Origin of the sequence: Thalassospira australica (genome assembly GCF_044790785.1) — a bacterium.
GTDB classification, from domain to species: Bacteria; Pseudomonadota; Alphaproteobacteria; order Rhodospirillales; family Thalassospiraceae; genus Thalassospira; species Thalassospira australica_A.
The window spans coordinates 2,662,787-2,684,065 of record NZ_CP085258.1; the positions used below are offsets into that span (position 1 = coordinate 2,662,787).

Genomic DNA, 21,279 nt, shown 5'->3' on the forward strand with positions numbered 1-21,279 from the left:
GAGAAATGGCCGCATTTCCGAACAGGGCAAAAGTCGTTATCGTCGGCGTCGGCGGTATTGTCGGTGCATCGGTATCGCATCATCTGATCGAAAATGGCTGGGACGATATTGTCGGCATCGACAAATCCGGCATCCCGACCGATATCGGCTCGACCGCGCATGCGTCCGATTTCTGCTTTGCGACAAGCCATGATCTGCTGTCCTGCTGGACGACGATGTATTCCATCGATTTCTATGAAAAGATGGGGCATTACGCCCGCATCGGCGGGATCGAGGTCGCCCGCGTTGGCGATGATGCCCGCATGGCGGAACTCAAACGCCGCGTTGATTCCGGCAAGGCATTCGGCACCAACGCCAAAATCATTACCGCTGCCGAGGCCAAGGAAAAATTCCCCCTTCTCGAAGAAGACCAGATTCAGGGGGCCATGTGGGACCCGGATGCCGGCCTTGTCATTCCGCGCTCGCAAACCGTGGCGGGCAAGCTGATCGATCAGGGTGTCGCAAGCAACAAGCTCAAGATTTTCGCCAACACATCCGCCCTTGAACTGATCACGGAAAATGGCCGCATTACGGGTGTTAAAACCGAACGCGGCACAATCCATGCCGATTATGTTGTCGTCTGTGCCGGTCTTTGGGGCCGCCTGATTGCCGAAATGGCCGGCGAAGACCTGCCGGTGATGCCGGTTGACCATCCGCTGACCTTCTTTGGGCCCTATAACGAATTTGCCGGTACCGGTGTTGAAATCGGTATGCCGCTTCTGCGCGATCAGGGCAACTCGGCCTATATGCGCGATACCGGCGATCCCAAAAGTACCGAGGGCGGCCAGATCGAATGGGGCTATTACTACGAAGAAAACCCGCGTCTGGTCCATCCGCGCGAAATCCTTGAAAAGGATCAGGCACGCCTGTCCCCCTCGCAGCGCGATCTTGAACTCGAAGACGTCATCGAACCGCTTGAACGCGCCATGGAACTGACCCCGATCCTGACCGAACTTGGCTTTAACGAAAGCCATTCCTTCAACGGTCTTCTGCAAACCTCGGCTGATGGTGGCCCTTCGATGGGCGAAAGCCAGAAGCTGCGTGGCCTTTGGTATGCGGTCGGCATCTGGATCAAGGACGGACCGGGCATGGGCAAACTGATTGCCGACTGGATGACCCATGGCCGCACCCATGTTGATCATCATGCGATTGATTTCGCGCGCTTCAATGAATTCCAGCTTGACGAAAAATACATTTACGACCGCTGCTGGGAAACTGCGAAAAAGATCTATAACCCGCCCGTTCACCCGCGCGAGCCATTTTCAAAAGCCCGCGGCATTCGCCGCTCCCCCTTCTATGAACGCGAAGTCGAACTTGGCGGCTATTTCATGGAACTGGGCGGCTGGGAACGCGCGCACGGTTATGCCGCCAACGAACATCTGCTTGAAAAATATGCCGACCGGGTGCCGGTGCGTGAAAACGAATGGGATACCCGCCATTTCTGGCGCGTTTCCAACGCCGAACAGCTCGCCATGAGTGACGATTGCGGCATCATCAACCTGTCTCACTTCCACATGACCGATATCGAAGGCCCGGATCATGTCGAACTCATGGAATGGCTCTGTGCGGCCAAAATCGGCGGGGATGCCAATATCGGCAAGGGTATCTATACCCACATGCTCGATGACGAGGGCATGGTGCGTGCCGACTTCACCGTCTTCCGCATGGCCGATCGCTGCCGTCTGGTCAATGGGGCGGATGCCGGCCCGCGTGACCTGATCTATATGCGCCGCATGGCACAGGATAAGGGCTGGGACGTTACCATCACCGACGTCACCGAAAAATTCACCACCATCGGTATCTGGGGTCCGAACGCACGTGAAAACCTCAAAAAGGTTGTCGCCGCCCCCGAAGAACTCGATATCGAAAACTTCCCGTTTGCCGCCATCCGCCAGATCAGCATTGCGGGTAAAACCGTCACCGCGTTCCGCATTTCCTATGTCGGGGAACAGGGGTGGGAGCTTCATATGCGCTACGAAGACGGTCTTGCCGTCTGGGATGCACTGCGCGGCATTGGCGTGATGGCGGTTGGTGTGGAAACCTACGCCAACTCGCGCCGTCTGGAAAAATCACTGCGCCTGCAAAACGCCGATCTGCATACGCAATATAACCTGATCGAAGCCGCCCTTGCCCGCCCCAAGGTCAAAGAGGCCGATTTCCGTGGCAAGGCAAAGCATGTCGAATATCGCGAACGCGATCATCAACCGGCCATGCTCTGCACCCTCGTCATGACCGACAACATTGATGCCAATGGGGTGGCGCGCTACCCGGTCGGCAATCTGCCGGTCATGGACCCGGACACCGGCAAAACCCTGATTGATGACCTTGGCCGTCGCTCTTATACGACCTCCATCGCATTTGGCCCCAGCATCGGCAAAAACATCGCCCTTGCCTATCTGCCGTGGGACTATTGCCAGGAAGGCCGCAAACTGACCATGTCGTATTTTGACGAGATTTACCCGGTCGAGGTCGTCGGCATCGGCTACAAGCCGCTTTACGACCCGGAAAACCTCAAACCGCGCAGCTAATCATCGGCGCAAGCGCGCAAAAAAGAACGGGAGCCACTGCTGGCTCCCGTTTTTCGTTTCGGCTTCAATCAATTCCAAGCCTCGCGACTAGCTGGCCTTCGCCAGAACATCATGCGGATCAAGCACGAATTTCTTGGCCGCCCCCTGATCAAAGCTTTCATAACCCTTCGCCGCATCATCAAGCGAGATCACCTGCGCATTGACGATATCGGCGATCTTCAGGCGGTCATGCAGGATCGCCTGCATCAGTTGACGGTTATATTTGATCACCGGCGTCTGCCCGGTATGGAACGACTGCGCCTTGGCCCAGCCCAACCCGAACCGCAGCGACAGGCTACCCTGCTTGGCCGCATCATCGACCGCACCGGGATCTTCCGTCACATAAAGCCCCGGAATGCCGATGGAACCCGCCGCACGGGTGATTTCCATCATCTGGTTAAGAACAATCGCTGGCTGCTCGCCGCCGCTATGCCCGCGGGCTTCAAACCCGACCGCATCGATGGCGCTGTCCACTTCGGGGCTTCCGGTAATCTCGGCAATCATTTCGCCCAGACGATCACTTTGCGACAGATCGACCGCCTCAAAGCCCATCTTTGATGCATGTGCCAGACGTTCCTTGTTGAAATCACCCACCATCACCACGGCGGCCCCCAGGATACGCGCCGACGCAGCCGCTGCCATCCCGACCGGCCCGGCACCGGCAACATAAACGATGGACCCGACACCAACACCTGCCTGCACCGCACCGTGGAAGCCGGTCGGCAGAATGTCGGACAGCATCGTCAGGTCGCGGATTTTATCCATCGCCTGTTCGCGGTCGGGGAATTTCAGAAGGTTGAAATCGGCGTAGGGCACCATGACATAACGCGCCTGCCCACCGATCCAACCACCCATATCGACATAGCCATAGGCACCCCCGGCCCGCGCCGGGTTCACCGTCAGGCACACACCGGTATCCTGCGACTTGCAGCACCGGCACCGCCCGCAGGCAACATTGAACGGGACCGATACGATATCCCCGATCTCAAGCTGCTCGACGTCGCTGCCTTTCTCGATGATCTCGCCGGTGATTTCATGCCCCAGAACCAGCCCCGGCTCCGCGGTCGTGCGGCCGCGCACCATATGCTGGTCCGATCCGCAAATGTTGGTACTGATCACTTTCAGAATGACGGCATGGTCAAGCTTCCGGCCATTGGGCGATGCCATCACCGGATCGGCAATGTCACGAACCTCGACCTTGCCGGGCCCGACATACACCACACCTCTGTTGCTGCTCATCTGCTTCCTCCTCCGATTATGTGACGCCGGAATTACTTCCCGACCTTCCATTCCAATCAGCAGGCTCCTGCCCGGAAAACAGAGGACAAAAACCATCCTTTGATTGCAATTGCAGAGAGTAGCAAAACCCGGAGGATATGGACTGAACGAATACGACGAATGGAGAGTACCATTGCGCATGGGGGAGGATGTGATGGCGCTGCAAGGGCGCGATGTTAACCGTCGTTTTTTTTGGGCACCTACACACGCTTAAGTTTATGTCTTCGTGCTCCTAGTATGCGATATTGGATGTTCGTATTATATTTCGCACCGAGCTTGAAATGATCTTCGAAGACAAAGTCCGAGAGTCGACAGAAGCCAGACGCCACATGGAATCAAGCTACGAATTTTTGGATAGGTCTGGTCGTGCAGAATTCGAACAAGTTCGCAATTTGCTTAATAGTTGGATTGAATTATTCCCGCCAGAAGAACGAGATGAGTTGGTTGCTAGGATTCGTAGCAATGACGAAAGACACTTCAACTCTACCACTTTCGAGATGTTGTTGTTCGCCATTTTTACAAACCTTGGATGCCAAATTGAAGTCCACCCACGCCTCCCAAACGACAGAGCTTCGCGACCTGACTTTTTGGTCACCTATCCTGACGGCCAAAGATTATATGTAGAAGCTGTTCTTGCCTCTGAATTTAGCGAAACTGAAGTCGCAGCGCGAAGGCGCACCTCAGTGTTACTTGACGCACTCGATGGTTTGGATTCACCGAATTTCTCCATTGGTTTTACCTCTCGCGGGCACCCTGATCGGCCACCTTCCGGTAAAAAATTGAAACGTGCGATCAGCGATTGGTTGGCTCGCCTCAACCCTGACGCAGTGTCTGAAGAAATTGACAACGGACAGCCATTTCCCAAGATGGTTTGGGAAGATGATGGATGGCGGATTGAAATAAATGCCTTTCCCAAGCGCGCAGAAAAGCGTGGCCTAGGCACAAGATCGGTTGGCGCTATCTCCACTGGGGTCCGGTTTGCTAGCACTTGGAAGGCAATTCGCGATGCCGTTCGCCATAAAGGAGGGAAGTATGGAGACTTGGACCTTCCCCTTCTTATCGCTGTAAATGTCGAAACAATATCCGTTGACCGCATAGATGAAATGCAGGCTCTGTTTGGCAAAGAGACATTCGTATTTGACCAAAATAATCTTGACGCAGAACCTAGAATGCAACGCGAGCCTAATGGCGCTTGGGTTGGTCCACGAGGCCTTCAAAATACACGTGTCAGCGGCGTATGGATTTTTGAGAACGCTTTGCCTTGGAACTTAGCTTCTCGAAGAGCTGTAATTTATCATCATCCAGAACCCAGACAATCTTTGCCGCTACAACTTCGAGACTTTGATCATGCCCTCGCTGAAAACGGACGCGTTACGTGGGCAAGGGGCATAACAATTCGCGATGCACTCCAACTTTCGGAAAATTGGCCAGAGGGATGATCAATGATCGAAAATCTTCCATCGGCAGAGGAATTAGAAGAAACGGCGTTGAGAATTCACTTTGATGCTTGGCATCGGACGATTGGTCTAATATTCGATTTCTCGGAGGCTTATCAGCTTGAAAAAGGGGAGGAACCTGAAAGTTCTGATGACTATCAGGAAGAATGGCTAGAGTATCTGCTAGGTTCCCAAGCCGAGATGGGAGCTATTTGCTCATCAATACAGCATTCTGCGGAATTGAGGTTGAAATCCATAATTTGTACTGTGAGCCCGTTCCTTCTGTTACTGAACAACTCAGTTCCATTGAAAGGAGGTCAGACCTCCCTTGATTTCGCAAGTCTGCGAACGATTGATTCTGTTGATTTACCAAATGCAGTAAGAACGTTGAGTGATTTCCCTCTTAGCAACGCCTTTGACCTGCATTTTAATGAGTTACGCAGACGCCGAAATCAACTAACCCATCTTGGCGTGCACCAAAACAATTTAACCCCTAATAACTTAATTCAATTCATGAACACCCAATATAACTTCCTCTGGCCAGATGGTCGTTGGTTATATCGGCGAACTATATTTGATGGAAATAGCGCACGCCGCTTTTTTAATGATCACCGCTATGCATCTGTTGAAACGGATGTCATGATAGAGCTTGCGACGAGTATACCTCGCATCGCAAATGTCGATTTTAAGAAGATGTTTGGCTTCAAGAAAAGCGCCATGAATATTTATTGCCCCAATTGTATGGGTTTGCGGGCGACTAAATGGCATTCAGGAGGCCACCCAACTGCTGTACAAACTGGCTCAAAAAGTGCCACCTGTTTGATGTGTGAGCAAAGTTTGGTTTTAGAAGATATTGCGCAAGAATACACAAAGTGTGACAGTTGTGAAACTTCAATGCTGGTGATATCGACCACGACAGATGCCGACTCACTGTGCTCCAGTTGCGGTGAAGTATTAGATCCGAGTTGAACTTGGTAACCTCTGTAGCCTGTGCTCGGACTATCGACTATGCTCGACCGTCGGCTCAAAGTCCTTTCTCAGACTGACGCTGCAGCATGATGCCTCAACCGATGATCTTCACCCGTCAGGACCATGACCATGGAATCCGGGCCGCCGCCAGCCGATGACGGATGCGACGACAGAGCACACCACCCAAAACCGGACTTCCGGCAACCGATGAAGCCCCGACAAACCTCGGGCCTCCACCATCCTCGCCAACTGACCACCTCGGGCTCACCGCCTGCTCCCATCACCTCCGGCCATCACGGCATTTCCCGCAACCGATGAAGCCCGGACGCATCTCGGGCGTCTGCTATCCTCACTCTCCGACGGCCTTCGGGCCCACACCCGCTCCGGTCACTTTCGGCAATGGCGGCACTTTCCGCTAACCGCCGAGGTCCGGACACACTTCGGGCGCACGGCCCCCACTGGTCCACCATCGACGGGTCACAGATCACCGCTGCCCGCTGCTGCCATTGCTGCCGCTCCCGGCAAATTTAACGCCCCCTCCTCAACAAGACGCACCTCTCCCGTCATGACAAATGACCGGGTTAATTCTCTTAGTCCTAGAGCAGAATGCCCCCGTAATGGCTCCGCCATCCGCCAACCCATATCCTGCGAATTACCGCGCCGCCCTGTCTGTTTCTTTGCAGCTGCATCCTGATCACCTCTTTTATCCGGCCCCAAACGCAAAAACCCGCAGAGCCTACAAGGCCTTGCGGGTTTTGGTCCGGGTGCATTTTTCCCGTTGATTTTTCTCTTATGCCATAAACAAAAGAACAAATCAAGAACTTTTTGAAAAAACTTTATATGCGGCAAAAAGGGAGAGCGGATCACTGTCAGGGCCGGGATCAAACCGCCCCCGAACGTGCAACCTGTCGCAGCACCAGTGGGCTCTACCTTTCCGGATGGTGAATATGTACAACAGATATGACGCAAATATCCAATCGCGACGTCGCAAACTGACATCTAATGATGCAAATTCATGACACCAAGTGGAGCCACCTCCCATGACGCATTTTTCTGCTTTGTCGCTGTTAAAGAATGCTCTTACAGGACAAAAGAACTGGCAGGCGCAATGGCCCGACAGCCAACCAAAGGCAGAATATGACGTCGTCATTGTCGGTGCCGGCGGGCACGGGCTTGGTGCGGCCTACTATCTGGCCAAGGAACATGGCATCACCAATGTCGCCGTGATCGACAAGGGCTGGCTTGGGGGCGGCAATACCGGGCGTAACACCACGATCATCCGGTCGAACTACCTTTATGATGAAAGTGCGCGGCTTTATGACCATGCCGTTGATCTTTGGGAAGGGCTTAGCCAGGATCTGAATTACAACGTCATGTTTTCGCGCCGCGGCGTTCTGATGCTCGCACATAATGTTCATGACGTTCAATCGTTTCAGCGCCACATCCATTCCAACCGCCTGAACGGTGTCGATAACCGCTGGCTCTCCGCCCACGAAGCCAAGGAATTCTGTCCGCCGCTGAATATCTCGCCCAACGCACGCTATCCGGTCGTCGGTGCCGCCCTTCAGATGCGTGCCGGAACCGCCCGCCATGATGCGGTTGCGTGGGGTTATGCGCGCGGGGCATCGCAACGCGGTGTCGACATTATCCAGAACTGCCCGGTCACCGCGATCCGCCGCGGGCCGGATGGCGCGGTCGAAGGCGTTGAAACCGCCAAGGGCTTTATCCGTGCCAAAAAAGTCGCGGTTTCGGCTGCCGGTCATACAAGTGTCGTGATGGAAACCGCCGGTGTGCGCATGCCCCTTGAAAGCTATCCGCTTCAGGCACTGGTGTCCGAACCGGTTAAGCCGATCTTCCCCTGTGTCGTCATGTCCAACACCGTCCATGCCTATATCAGCCAGTCGGACAAGGGCGAACTCGTGATCGGATCGGGCACCGATCAATATACCAGTTATTCCCAGCGCGGCGGCCTGCCGCTGATCGAACATACGGTTGCCGCCATCTGCGAGATTTTCCCGATCTTCAACCGCATGCGGATGCTGCGCAAATGGGGCGGTATTGTGGATGTGACCCCGGATCGCTCCCCGATCCTTGGCATGACCCCGGTACCCGGCCTTTACGTCAATTGCGGCTGGGGTACGGGCGGGTTCAAGGCCACACCGGGTGCCGCCCATACGCTTGCATGGACGGTTGCCAAGGGCACCCCGCATGACATCAACGCCCCCTTCACGCTGGACCGTTTCCGGACCGGCCGTCTGATTGACGAAGCGGCCGCAGCCGCCGTCGCACACTGAGGAGAACCAACATGCTTCTCATCCATTGCCCCTATTGCGATGAAACGCTGCCGGAACTGGAATTCACCTATGGCGGCGAAGCCCATATCGCGCGTCCGGCAAATCCGGCGGACAAAACCGATGATGAATGGCGCGATTTCCTGTTCATCCGCACCAATGTCAAGGGACCGCATTTTGAACGCTGGCGTCATGCCCATGGCTGTGGCCGGTTTTTCAACGCGGTGCGTGACACCGTTTCGGACCGGTTCCTGACGACATACAAGGCGGGCGATGCGCGCCCTGACCTTGCTGTTTTGCTTGAAGATGCCGCAAAGAAGGAGCCTTCGAAATGACCGCTTTCCGCGTTCCGGGGCGTGGCCGGGTCCTTCACAATCGGCCGGTTTCATTCACCTTTGATGGCGATACCTATCAGGGGCTGGAGGGCGACACGGTCGCATCCGCGCTCATCGCCAATGGCGTTCACCTGATGGGGCGTTCGTTCAAATATCATCGCCCGCGCGGCCCGATTGCCGCAGGCTCGGAAGAACCGAATGCCCTGATCGGAACACGCCGCGGCAAGGGACAATTTGAGCCCAACACACGCGCAACCGTGCAGGAAATCTGGAACGGGCTTGAAACCAGCAGCCAGAACAAATATCCCAGCCTGAAATTTGATATCGGCGCGATCAATGACCGCCTTTACATGCTGTTTTCCGCCGGGTTCTATTACAAGACCTTCATGTGGCCGCGCTCCTTCTGGGACAAGGTTTACGAACCGTTCATCCGGGCGGCTGCCGGTCTTGGCGTCTCGCCGACCGAACCCGATCCTGACAAGTACGCATCGCGTTATCTGCATACCGATATTCTGGTTGTCGGTGCCGGTCCTGCGGGCCTTGCCGCCGCACGTGCGGCAGCCGAATCCGGGCTTCGCGTCACGCTGGTCGATGAAAATGCCGAACCGGGCGGAACGATTTTAAGCGAACCACAGGCAAAAATTGACGGCAAACCGGCATGGGATTGGCTGGAGGCCGAGCTTGATGCCCTGACCGACCTTGGCGTGCGGATCATGACCCGCACAACAGCCATTGGCTATTACCATCAGAACATGATCGGCCTGTGTCAGAAACTGACCGATCATCTGGAAAAACCGGCCGACGGGGCCCCGCGGGAACGCATGTGGCGGGTGCGCGCCAAACAGGTCATTCTGGCGCAGGGTGCGCTTGAAAAACCGCTGGTATTTGATGGCAATGATCGTCCGGGCGTGATGCTGGCCGGATCGGCACAAACCTATCTGAACCGCTATGGCGTGCGTGTCGGAAACAATGCCGTCATCGTCACCAGCCATGACAGCGCATGGTATGCCGCCTTTGATCTGGCATCGGCCGGAACGAAGATCGAGGCCATTGTCGACACCCGCCCCGCCCCGAATGCCGACCTTGTCAAACAGGCGGCCGCACGCGGGATCACGGTCTTTGCCGGTTATACCGCAACCGGCACCTCGGGCCGGCTGCGCATCAAATCGGTGCGCATCAACAAGGTTGAAAACGGCCGGGTTATGGCCGCACAGACACTGGCCTGCGACAGCCTTCTGGTTTGCGGGGGCTGGACCCCGTCGCTCCATCTGTTTTCCCACACCAAGGGATCGCTAAAATGGGATGACCAAAGCCAGACCTTCCTCCCCGACCGCATTACCGAGGATTGCCAGATCGCCGGTGCCGGGCGTGGGCTTTGGGGGATCGAAGCCGCGCTTAATGACGGGGCCGCGATGGGCGCTGCCGCGGCCAGGGCGCTTGGCAAAACCGCCACAGTCAAAACGCTTTCGGTTGCCGATGATCGCCCCGGTACGGGTGCCAGCCACACCGAACTTCCGACCGACCTTGACGCCGGCAAGGCCCGCGCCTTTGTCGATTATCAGAACGATGTGACGGCCAAGGATTTGCGCCTTGCCGTGCGCGAAGGCATGCGTTCGATCGAGCATGTCAAACGCTATACTACCAATGGCATGGCAACCGATCAGGGCAAGATGTCAAACATCAACGGCCTGAACATTGCCGCCGATGCCCTTGGCAAGAAACAGCCCGAAGTTGGCCTGACCACGTTCCGCCCGCCCTATACCCCGACGACGTTCGGGGCGTTTGTCGGCTATCACAAGGGCGATCATTTCGAAGTCACCCGCAAAACCCCCATCGATAGCTGGGCCGAAGAAAATGGTGCGGTGTTCGAGCCGGTCAGCCTGTGGCGTCGTGCGTGGTATTTCCCCAAGGACGGCGAGGATATGGACGCCGCCGTGCGCCGCGAATGCCGCGAAACGCGCAAATCGCTTGGCATGTTTGACGCATCCACCCTTGGCAAGATCGAGGTGGTCGGCCCCGATGCGGTTGAATTCATGAACCGCATGTATACCAACCCCTGGACCAAACTTGCCCCCGGCCGTACCCGTTATGGTCTTTTGCTGGGCGATGACGGCTATATCCGCGATGACGGCGTGATTGGCCGTCTGACTGATGACCGTTTTCACATCACCACCACCACCGGCGGGGCGGCGCGTGTCCTGAACATGATGGAAGATTACCTTCAGACGGAATGGCCGGATCTGAAAGTCTGGCTGACTTCGACCACCGAACAATGGGCAACCATTGCGCTGAACGGTCCGAATGCGCGCAATCTTCTGGCACCGTTTGTCGAAGGGCTCGATATTTCCGACGAAGCCTTCCCGCATATGTCGATTGCCGAATGCTCGGTTGCCGGTTTCCCGGCCCGCCTGTTCCGCGTCAGCTTCACCGGCGAACTTGGATTTGAGGTCAATGTCCCGGCCCGTCATGGCCGCGCCCTTTGGGAAATGCTGTTCGCGGCGGGTCAGAAATACGATATCTGCCCCTATGGCACCGAAACCATGCATGTCCTGCGTGCCGAAAAGGGCTTCATCATTGTCGGCCAGGATACCGACGGAACCGTGACGCCTTATGACGCGGGGGCCGGATGGGCAGTTGGCAAAAACAAGCCCGACTTTGTCGGGATGCGGGCCCTTAACCGGCCGGACCTGACGGCAGAGGGCCGCAAACAGCTTGTCGGGCTTCTGACCGATGATGGCATATCGAAGCTTGAAGAAGGCGCGCAGATTGTCCTTGATCCGAACCAGCCGATCCCGATGAAGATGGTCGGCCATGTGACATCGTCCTATCACAGCGAGGCCGCAGGTCGCCCGATTGCCCTTGCCCTGATCGAAGGCGGCCACGGCAAGACCGGCGAAACGGTTTATATCCCGATGCCGGACCGGACGATCAAGGCCACCATCACCGGCACGGTCTTTTACGACCCTGAAAATGCGCGGCTTAAACTTTAAATCCCGACGTCATAGAAGCGGAGATAACGCAATGACTGCACATATCGACCTGTCCAAAGCCGGGATACTGGCCGAAAGCGCCGCCGTGCGTGTAGCACTTCTGCCCCCTGTCGCCCGCTTTTCACTTCGGGCCGCAACGCCCGAACAAAAGGCCCTGTCAAAGGCGCTTGGCGCGCCCCTCCCGGCCAAAATCGGTCAGTGCGGGCGCAAAGGGGATATTGAAATCATATGCCTTGGCCCGGACGAATGGACGATCCTGGCCCCCGAAGATCAGGCCGCGACGATCACCGATGCCTGTGCGGCGATCTATGCCAAAACCCCGCACAGCCTGACGGAAATTTCCGACCGCGAAGTGACCCTGCATATCACCGGACCAAAGGCCAGTGACCTTATCACCATCGGCTGCCCGCGCGACCTTGATCAGCTACCGGTCGGCGAAGCCCGCCGCACGGTTTTTGACGGTGTGTCGGCGGTTCTCTGGCGGGATGGCGAACAGGATTACCGCCTTGATCTTTGGCGTTCCTTTGCCCCGCATGTCATCGCACTTCTGGAAACGGGATGCGCTGAACTGGCGGGCGAATAACGCGATGCCCCTATATGTGCAGAATCCTTCTTGGCTGATTTTGTGCCAAGCCCCCCTTAGCCCTGATAAATCCTGCAACGACCGCCTCGTAAAGGCGGCGCGCCCAGCTCATTGGCTCGGCATCAATCTGCAAGGTGCCGCGCCGTATCATGGGAAAGTCTCCCTGAACCGGGGTGGCTCAAGATTTATCTGAGCCTCCGCATCCTGACGTTTCCTCGATTAGCTTGGATACTCTCCCGTAGACTGAGATCGATCACTCAGGTCAAGAAATCGCAACGAACTGTCTAATCGTGACGACAGTTTCCATAATCTATATTTTATGCCGTGTCGCCGATATCCCAGAACACACCAGCCATCATTTGCAGTGCCTCGCGGCTGAGGCTTTGCAGGATGTGTTCATTCGGCGCATGCTGTGAACATGACGCATAGGAATGCGGCACCCAGACCGTCGGAAGGTTCAGGATATACGCAAATGTATCATTGGGCAGCGACCCGCCAAGATTGGGCAGGATTGCCGGTTTGGTTCCGGTGGTCTTGATGATTGAATCGCGTACACGCGTGACCCACGGATGGGAAGGGTCAAGCCGGGTTGCCCGGAAGAACCCCTTTGCCGAGGGAATGATTTCAACGTCCGTAAAGCCATGTTTATCAAGGTGGCGGCGCAAGGCTGGTAAAATGTCATCCGGATCCGTGCCGACCACATAACGCAACTGGCAATGCGCAATGGCTTCAGGCGCAATGGCATTGACCGGTTTTTCCGGGTTTCCGGCCTTTGCCGCAAGTACCGCAAAGCTGTTCCAGCCATAAACCTTTTCCGCCAGTGACAGGTTTTCCTCGCCCCAGTCAGGGTTGATTGTCGGCCCGGTTTCGGGTTGGGTGATTGCGCAATCCTTAAGGGCTTCCCGGACTTCGTCATTCAGGCTGTCGGGTCGCCATTCCGGCACCTGAATCTGTCCTCGACGATCAACGATGGATGCAATCGCGTGCGAAAGAACAATCATCGGGTCTTTCAGCAAACCGCCCCAGTTTCCCGAATGATGCCCGCCGTCGCGATATTTAAGCGACAGGGCAAAATTGATCGCCCCGCGTGACCCCATGAACATGGTCGGGCGTTCGGCACTCAGGCGCGGACCGTCCGATGCAATCAGGACATCGGCGGCAAACAGATCGCGATAATTGGTAAACAGTTCGGCAAGCCCGGGCGAGCCCGCCTCTTCGCCCATTTCGATGATGACCTTGCAGTTAAAGCCCAAGGCGCCGCGGGTCTGAATGACCGACCGCAGGGCCGCCAGATTAATGCAATGCTGCACTTTGTTATCCGCCGTACCACGCCCGTAAACCCGGTCACCTTCGATCACCAGCTTGAAAGGTTCAAGGCCCTCGCGCCATTCGCCTTCCTGTGCCAAAATCACATCACCATGCCCATAGGTCAGGATGGTCGGCAAATCGTTACCTTCGTGGCGTTCGGCAAACAGGAACGGACCGAAACCGGGTTTGGGATTATCGATGATGCGGGTTTCAAATCCCATATCGCGCACCATCGGAACAATCACATCGGTAAGATAGCCATAAAGCGCTTCGAGATTATCCGGCTTCTGGCTTTCGGTTTTCTGTTCGACCATTCGACGCAGTTCGTCGATGAACTGCCCATCCTCGAAATACCGGGTGACATTTTCAATAGCATCAGCACGCGTTGACATTGATTGATCCTTGTTATTTCCGATAAGCCATCCAATTCCCAAAGGAACGACGGAGCATTTTGTGTTTCACGAACCATCCCGGTTTTCCGCCACCGCATCGCCCCAGGGCGACATGATTTCGGTCATGCCCTGATTGATGTTCCCCTGCCGAAGAACCCCCGCCGGGCAGGCAAAGGCATAGGGGAAAGCGGTCCGGCGCGTGGTCACGCAACGATGGCGTTCCCCAAGGGCCGCAATGATATCGGGAGAAAGACTTTGATCGATGATCACCGTATCGCCGCCGCTGAAATCGACCCGCGCCTGATGAAAGGCATCTTCGAGGGTCATATCGAAATCCATCAGGCAGGATGTCAGTTGCAGAATGGCCGGCAAAATCTTGCGCCCGCCGGATGCCCCGATGGCAAAACGCTTATCCTTGTGCTGACCAATTGCCGGGCAGACATTCATCAAACACCGTTTGTCGGGTGCTAACGAGTTTGGCCGTCCCGGTTCTGGATCGAACCACAGGATCCCGTTATTCATCAAAAGCCCGCTTCCGGGCAGCACGACCTTGGATCCGAAAATGGACAGCAATGTCTGGGTCACCGCGACCATGTTGCCATGTCGATCCGTCACACTGAAATGTGTGGTGCAGGCGGGGGCGCGACTGTCATCAACGTCGCCCATATCACGCAACCGGCGTTCATAGGCCGCCTTAAGCGCATCGACATAGGCCGCATAGGCATCAGCCCCCGGCGACGTCCCCTCAAAATTCTGATGCGACAGGATTTCCAGACATTCCGCAAGGTTTTCACCCGCCGTCATCGCAGCCGGCGTATAGACCGTCCCCCCGCGATAGGATGTCGCCAGCGGATCAGCCAGAACAGCCTGATAGGACTTCATGTCATCAAGCGACAAACATCCCCCGGCGTCCCTGACATCGGCAACGATTTCCGCCGCAAGATCACCTTCGTAAAACTCACGCGCACCTTTATCGGCAATGCGTTGCAGGGTGGCCGCCATCTGGTCAAGATTGATCCGCTTGTCCGAAAGGGCCGTCCATCCGGCAATAGTCGGCCATTGCCCGTCTTCCAGAAAGGTCTCCGCCGCGGTCGGATTTTTGGCAAGTTCGCGGGTACTGGCCGCAATGATAAGGGCGGCATACCAGTCAACAGATAGCCCACCTGATGCAAGCTTTGCCGCAGGCGATACAAGATCACGCCACGGCATGGTTCCGAACCGGTCAAAGGCAAGCCCCATACCGGCAACGGTGCCGGGTACTGCAATCGCTGTTGCGCCAATCTGGTTACGATCCCCGACGACCCGCGCCCATGGGAACAGGTCACCCGCAACGCCTTCGCCCGATAACGGATAATCCGCAACATCAAGCCCGGTGGGGGAACGCATCCCAAAGGTAATGCTATAGGTCCGGTCTTCGTCCGCACGATAGATCATCATCGCACCGCCACCGGCCGGGCCGCTCATCCAGGGTTCGACCACCCCCATGGCAAAGGATGTGGCAATCGCGGCGTCAATGGCATCGCCACCGGCGGCAAGAATGTCTGCCCCGACCTGGGCGCCTAGCTTATGCTGGGCTGCGACCACCCCACCATTTTCGACGGTGACGACGTTTTTACGGACCGACTGCATGTTGGAAAAATTGTCGCGGATCATTGAACCGCCCCTTCGACCAGATGACATTCAACCCGCTTGCCCTGATGCAGGGTCGCCACCGGGGCCTTGGTCGAACAGATATCAATCGCGCGCGGGCAGCGCGGATGGAAATGGCATCCACTGGGCGGGTTGATCGGATTGGGGAATACGGCACCCAATTGCGTATCGGGAACCCCAAGGGACGGGTCCGGCGTCAGAACGGATTCCAGCAACGCATTGGTATAAGGATGATCCGGACCGGCAAACAGCGAAGACGCGTCTGCTTCCTCGACGATACGACCCAGATACATGACCGCCACCCTTGTTGCCAGATGTTCGACCACCGCAAGGTTATGGCTGATGAACAGATAGGTCAGCCCGAATTCATTGCGCAAATCCGACAGCAGATTAAGGATTTGCGACTGAACCGATACATCAAGGGCCGACGTCGGTTCATCGCAGATCACGATCTCAGGTCGCATGATCAGGGCGCGCGCAATCGCCACACGTTGACGTTGCCCGCCCGAAAGCTGGCTTGGATAACTGCGCAAAACCCTTTTGGGCAAACCGACAACATCAAGAATATCGGCGGTCTGTTTATCCCAGTCACGCGGGTCGCCGACCTTGTGCACCCGCAAGGGCAACGAGATGATATCGCCAATGGTCTTGCGCGGGTTCAGCGATGAATAGGGATCCTGGAAAATCGGCTGGATACGGCGCGCCAGATAGGATCTGTCATGGCTGGTGATGTCTTCGCCATCGACCAGAACCCGGCCCTGTGTTGGCGTTTCCAGCCCCAGCAAAATACGCGCAAGGGTACTTTTGCCACAACCGGATTCCCCGACAAGGCCAAGGACTTCGCCCTTTTGCAGTTTCAGCGTCAGTTCATCAACCGCACGAAGATCCTTGCGTTTGCCAAAGATGCCCTGCTTGATCGAAAAAATCTTCGAGACATTCTCAAGTTCAAGAACCGGAACGGACATTATGCTTCCCCCGATTTTGGCTGGTTCATCGACAGGGATGCAGACCTGTCATAATCGTGAACACAGCGATAAAGATGCCCGGCGGGTGAAATCCGGGCCGGTATATCGGACGCACATTGCGCGGTTGCCTCGTCACAGCGGCTTCGGAAAGCACAGCCAACCACATCACCGATAAGAGACGGCACAATACCGGGGATCGAGCCCAGATGTTCGCCAACCGCGGTTTTGCCCGGCACCGGAATGCAGTTCAGCAACCCACGGGTATAGGGGTGCTTTGGTGCATTAAAGACTTTGGCTGCGCTCCCGGCTTCGACCATTTCACCGGCATACATGATGGCAACCTTGTCCGCGATGCGTGCCACCACCCCCAGATCATGGGTGATCAGGATCATCGCCATGTTCAATTCACGTTGCAGATCCTTAAGCAGGCGCAATATCTGGGCCTGAATGGTGACATCCAGCGCGGTTGTCGGTTCATCGGCAATGATCAGATCGGGTTCCCCCATCAGGGCCATGGCAATCATCACGCGTTGGCGCAGACCGCCTGAAAGCTGGTGGGGATATTGTTTCATGCGATTGGACGCCGCCGTGATCCCGACCTTTCCAAGAAGTTCAATGGCCCGATCACGCGCAACCGACTTTGGCACCTTTCGATGAAGCAGCAGGGCTTCGGTCAGTTGATCCCCGATGGTGTAGGCCGGGTTAAGCGAGGTCATCGGTTCCTGAAAGATCATCGAAATCCGGTTGCCACGCAATTTACGCATGTCACGATTGGAGGCCGTTTGCAGATCGATCCCGGCAAAATCAAGGACCTGTGCCGAACGTTTCGCCTGCTTGGGCAGAAGTCCCATGATCGCAAGCGAGGTCAGGGATTTGCCGCTGCCTGATTCACCAACAACACACAAGGTTTCCCCGCGCTTTACATCGAAATCAATGCCGCGCACGGCATGCAGCGTTCCGGCCGCCAGCGGGATATCGACCGTAAGGCCGCGAACAGAAAGAATGTTTTCCATGCTGATGGCCCCTAATTGCGGTTTTCAGGTGCGGAAACGTCGCGAAGACCGTCGCCCAGCAGATTGATCGCCAGAACAAGGATGAACAGCGCGACACCGGGAATGGCAATCATCCATGGCTGGAACAGAAGCATCTGTTTGCCTTCCGAGACCATCAAGCCCCACGAAGGAGTTGGCGGCTGCACCCCGAGACCAAGGAACGACAGGGCCGCTTCAAGCAAAATGGCATGCGCCATTTCAAGCGTCACAATCACAATCAGACTGTTTGCAATGTTCGGCATGATTTCGCTAAATAGGATGCGTTTGGTCGAGCAGCCGATTGCCTTGGCTGCCGTGACATATTCCATTGAGCGCAATTGCAGGGTGGCTGACCGCATCACAACCGCGAACCGGTCCCAAAGCAAAAGGCCAAGAACCGTAATCACGACCTGAAGCGAACCGCCAAACAGCGCAACCACCGCCAGCGCAACCAGAACCACAGGCATCGCAAGACGCACATTGATCAGAAAGGTGACACAGGCATCAACACGTCCGCCAAAATAACCGGCGGCAACACCCATACTGGTGCCGATAATGCCGGAAATCAGGGCCGCAATCGCCCCGATGGCCAATGAAATACGTGCGCCATAAAGCAGGCGCGACAGATAATCCCGCCCAAGATGATCGGTTCCAAAGATGTTATCCCAACTGCCTTTCGCATCCCAGACGGGCGGGACCATCCGGTGCGTCAAATCCTGATGATACGGGTCATAAGGGGCAAGAAGTGGCGCAAAAAGCGCCATCAGGAAGATGGTCAGAAGCACAATGGCACCAAACATCAGCCCCTTGTGACCAAGGACTTTGGTCAGCAGAACCTGTCGTGGTGTAGGGCCGCTCAGGACTGCAGCTTCAACCTTGGGCGCCACTGTGTTGATGGTTTCGGTCGTGTTGGTCATGTCAGCCCACCCTCATGCGCGGATCAAGCCACGCATTCAACAAATCCGACAGGAAGGTGAAGACGATATAGAACATCGAAAACACCAGAATCAGGGCCTGAACGGTAGGCAAATCATTACGCCCGATAGACTCCCATGCCAGATAGCCCGCCCCATGCAGGGCAAAGATCGACTCAACAACAATTGATCCTCCCAGCATGAAGCCCATCTGCACGGCGGCCAGACTGACAACCGGGATGATCGCATTGCGAAGGGCATGCTTGAACATGACCCGGAATTCACCGGCACCCTTGGCGCGCGCGGTACGGACATAATCCGCACCCAGCACGTCAAGCATCCCGGCACGGGTCAGGCGCATGATGGCGGGCATCGCGTAATAGCCCAGCACAATGGTAGGCATCACAAAGTTCTGCCAGCTGTCCGAACCGGAAGGCGGCAGAAGGCGAAGCTTGATACTGAACAGGACAATCAGGACCAGGCCAAACCAGAAACTGGGCATGGCCTGCCCCATGACCGAAAGGAACAGGGCAATCCGGTCAATAATGCTATTGGGGCGAACGGCGGCGGCAACACCCAAAGGCACAGCCGTCAGAAGCGCAAAGGAGATTCCGCATACGCCAAGCAACATCGTGACGGACAGGCGTTCGGCAACCAATTGTGATACCGGCAGCTTGAAGTAATAACTTGTACCGAAATCCCCCCTGATCGCATTGAACATCCATTCGCCATACTGAACGACCCATGGTCGATCAAAGCCGTAATATCTCCTTACAGCTTCGATATCATCGGCATTTGCCGTTTCACCCGCAATAGCCGCCGCAGGATCCCCCGAAAGATAGAGAAGCGCGAAGCTGAGCATGGAGACGGCAAGCGTCACCAGCAAGGCCAAGCCAAGCCTTTTTAACGTATATACCAACACCGTTCTGAACCCCTGATCCGGAGGATTATTTCCAGTTCATCTGGAAGAAGCGCGGAATAGCATCCGTGGTCGGTGCATATTCCAGATCCTTGGTGAACACGTAGTTCGAATTATAGGAGAACAACGGCAACCAATAAGCTTCATCCGCGATACGCTTCAGGGCTTTGGCATAGTATTCCTTGCGCTCCTCGGGATCGACAGAACTGTCGGCAACATCCAGCCATTCCTTGATCTGCTCGTCTTGTGCAGTATCAAGATTGCCAAGTTTGAAATACTGGCTGACGATCGCCGACGCATCATTGATCGAATAGGATCCCCATGTCTGGAACGACATCGGGACGTCGCCCTTCATGTTCAGTTCACGCAGTGCCGAATATTGCAAAAGCTTGAAATTGCTTTTGATACCGACCGCTTCGAGATAGCCCAGCATGGCTTCGGCATATTCGCGATCACGATAGGCATAAAAGTCAATTTCCAACCCGTCCGGATAGCCGGCTTCGGCAAGAAGCTGTTTGGCTTTTTCAGGGTCATAGTCATAGACCGCGACGTCCTGTGCGCAACCAAACTGGGACGGGAAGCACGCCGAATTGACGACACGGGACTTGCCCTTGAGCATCGATGCAACGATGGCTTCGCGGTCAATGGCATGCGAAATTGCCTGACGCACAAGCTTGTTGGTGAACGGGTTGCCTTCACCGCTGCGACCGGCGGCATCAAATTGCAGATAACCGATGCGCATGGTGCTTTCGTTGGCAACCGTGAATTCCCCCATCGCGCCAAGGCTTTCGGCCTGATCTGGCGGCACCTGCCATATCCAGTCCAGACCGCCACTGAACAGTTCGGCGGCCTGCGTGTTGAAATCGGGAATGGTGCGGATATCAAGGCGACCGATATTGGCCTGCCCCTTCGGGCTGTCCTTGTGATAATTTTCGTACTTCTCCAGCACGAAATGCTTGCCCGGCTCGACCGAAACAACCTTGTAAGGACCGGTCCCTACCGGATTAAGTCCCATGCCGGTCGGGCCGGCTTCGGCGTAATATTCGTTGGGGTAAATCGAGACCGGCCCGGCAAGATATTCAATCGCTGCCGGGAATGGCGCTTTCAGATGAATGCGGACCTTGAACTGGTCAAGCTTTTCAGCACTTTCCATCCAGTTGACGTTGCGCTGGGTTTTCACCCCGTTCTTTTCGTCCGCAACCCAGTTCACGGTCGCGACCACATCGTCAGCATCAAAAGGCTCACCATTGTGGAAGGTAACGCCCTGGCGAAGATTGAATTCAAGGGTTTCGTCATCAACCCATTGCCAGTCCGTCGCCAGATTGCCCTGATACTCGCCGGTATAAGGATCCCGATAAACCAGTCCGTCCCAGATCGAGCGTTGCAGGATGACGCCTTCACGCGCCGAGTTGAAATAACTGTCGACATTCTCAAGTTCTTTGGAGAACGCGACATTGAGGGTATCGTCAGCTTTGTTGGCAGCAGCTGTTCCAGCAGCGGCCATGGCGAGGGCAAAGATTCCAGCCCCCTTAAGGATCTGTTTCATTATAGCCTCCTGATATGAATGCCCCGCTTCACAATATTTGCGGCAAGACACATTAGATGTATTTAA

At 55.8% G+C, this 21,279-nt stretch carries 16 protein-coding genes; 7 read left to right on the forward strand and 9 right to left on the reverse strand.

Features of this window, described 5'->3' with window-relative positions:
* Positions 1 to 5: 5 nt before the first annotated feature.
* A complete protein-coding gene (locus tag LG297_RS12565; protein ID WP_404420732.1) occupies positions 6 to 2,567 on the forward strand; it encodes an FAD-dependent oxidoreductase in 2,562 nt (853 codons plus the stop codon).
* Between the two features lie 87 nt (positions 2,568 to 2,654).
* On the opposite strand, the gene fdhA is transcribed toward LG297_RS12565, so the two are convergent.
* Positions 2,655 to 3,845, reverse strand: a complete 1,191-nt coding sequence (gene fdhA, locus LG297_RS12570) for a formaldehyde dehydrogenase, glutathione-independent (protein WP_404420734.1) — start codon at positions 3,843 to 3,845, stop codon at positions 2,655 to 2,657.
* Positions 3,846 to 4,165: 320 nt separating this feature from the next.
* Here fdhA and LG297_RS12575 point away from each other — a divergent pair, with 320 nt between their 5' ends.
* The gene (locus LG297_RS12575) at positions 4,166 to 5,323 is read left to right on the forward strand and encodes a hypothetical protein (protein WP_404420736.1); all 1,158 of its coding nucleotides are present in this window, start codon (positions 4,166 to 4,168) and stop codon (positions 5,321 to 5,323) included.
* A 3-nt stretch (positions 5,324 to 5,326) separates the two neighbouring features.
* Positions 5,327 to 6,289 carry a hypothetical protein gene (locus LG297_RS12580; protein WP_404420738.1) on the forward strand — a complete coding sequence of 321 codons (963 nt, stop codon included), beginning with the start codon at positions 5,327 to 5,329 and terminating at the stop codon, positions 6,287 to 6,289.
* Between the two features lie 477 nt (positions 6,290 to 6,766).
* Here the strand turns inward: LG297_RS12580 and LG297_RS12585 are convergent, their stop codons facing one another.
* Positions 6,767 to 7,174 (reverse strand): hypothetical protein, encoded by a 408-nt coding sequence (locus LG297_RS12585; protein WP_404420740.1) that lies wholly within the window; start codon positions 7,172 to 7,174, stop codon positions 6,767 to 6,769.
* Between the two features lie 155 nt (positions 7,175 to 7,329).
* Here LG297_RS12585 and LG297_RS12590 point away from each other — a divergent pair, with 155 nt between their 5' ends.
* The 4 genes from LG297_RS12590 to LG297_RS12605 are packed head-to-tail and all read left to right on the forward strand — an operon-like array spanning position 7,330 to position 12,488.
* The gene (locus LG297_RS12590) at positions 7,330 to 8,583 is read left to right on the forward strand and encodes a sarcosine oxidase subunit beta family protein (RefSeq protein ID WP_404420742.1); all 1,254 of its coding nucleotides are present in this window, start codon (positions 7,330 to 7,332) and stop codon (positions 8,581 to 8,583) included.
* A gap of 11 nt (positions 8,584 to 8,594) precedes the next feature.
* Entirely contained in the window at positions 8,595 to 8,915 is a 321-nt protein-coding gene (locus LG297_RS12595; protein WP_007089806.1) for a sarcosine oxidase subunit delta, read from the forward strand.
* Positions 8,912 to 11,905, forward strand: a complete 2,994-nt coding sequence (locus tag LG297_RS12600) for a sarcosine oxidase subunit alpha (RefSeq protein WP_404420744.1) — start codon at positions 8,912 to 8,914, stop codon at positions 11,903 to 11,905. Before LG297_RS12595 ends, LG297_RS12600 begins: the two co-directional genes overlap by 4 nt.
* A gap of 31 nt (positions 11,906 to 11,936) precedes the next feature.
* The gene (locus LG297_RS12605; protein WP_404420746.1) at positions 11,937 to 12,488 is read left to right on the forward strand and encodes a sarcosine oxidase subunit gamma; all 552 of its coding nucleotides are present in this window, start codon (positions 11,937 to 11,939) and stop codon (positions 12,486 to 12,488) included.
* Between the two features lie 317 nt (positions 12,489 to 12,805).
* On the opposite strand, the gene LG297_RS12610 is transcribed toward LG297_RS12605, so the two are convergent.
* The 7 genes from LG297_RS12610 to LG297_RS12640 form a co-directional block, all read right to left on the reverse strand.
* Positions 12,806 to 14,188: a M20 family metallopeptidase gene (locus LG297_RS12610; RefSeq protein WP_404420748.1), complete on the reverse strand. Its 1,383-nt coding sequence runs from the start codon at positions 14,186 to 14,188 to the stop codon at positions 12,806 to 12,808.
* A 66-nt stretch (positions 14,189 to 14,254) separates the two neighbouring features.
* Positions 14,255 to 15,841 carry a gamma-glutamyltransferase gene (locus LG297_RS12615; protein ID WP_404420750.1) on the reverse strand — a complete coding sequence of 529 codons (1,587 nt, stop codon included), beginning with the start codon at positions 15,839 to 15,841 and terminating at the stop codon, positions 14,255 to 14,257.
* Positions 15,838 to 16,803 (reverse strand): ABC transporter ATP-binding protein, encoded by a 966-nt coding sequence (locus LG297_RS12620; protein WP_114110841.1) that lies wholly within the window; start codon positions 16,801 to 16,803, stop codon positions 15,838 to 15,840. Before LG297_RS12620 ends, LG297_RS12615 begins: the two co-directional genes overlap by 4 nt.
* Positions 16,803 to 17,816: an ABC transporter ATP-binding protein gene (locus LG297_RS12625; RefSeq protein ID WP_404420752.1), complete on the reverse strand. Its 1,014-nt coding sequence runs from the start codon at positions 17,814 to 17,816 to the stop codon at positions 16,803 to 16,805. Before LG297_RS12625 ends, LG297_RS12620 begins: the two co-directional genes overlap by 1 nt.
* Before the next feature lie 11 nt (positions 17,817 to 17,827).
* Complete coding sequence (locus LG297_RS12630) at positions 17,828 to 18,751, reverse strand: ABC transporter permease (protein ID WP_404420754.1); 924 nt, start codon at positions 18,749 to 18,751, stop codon at positions 17,828 to 17,830.
* Between the two features lies 1 nt (position 18,752).
* Complete coding sequence (locus tag LG297_RS12635) at positions 18,753 to 19,670, reverse strand: ABC transporter permease (RefSeq protein ID WP_404420756.1); 918 nt, start codon at positions 19,668 to 19,670, stop codon at positions 18,753 to 18,755.
* 25 nt (positions 19,671 to 19,695) lie between these two features.
* Complete coding sequence (locus LG297_RS12640; RefSeq protein WP_404420758.1) at positions 19,696 to 21,213, reverse strand: ABC transporter substrate-binding protein; 1,518 nt, start codon at positions 21,211 to 21,213, stop codon at positions 19,696 to 19,698.
* Positions 21,214 to 21,279: the final 66 nt, after the last annotated feature.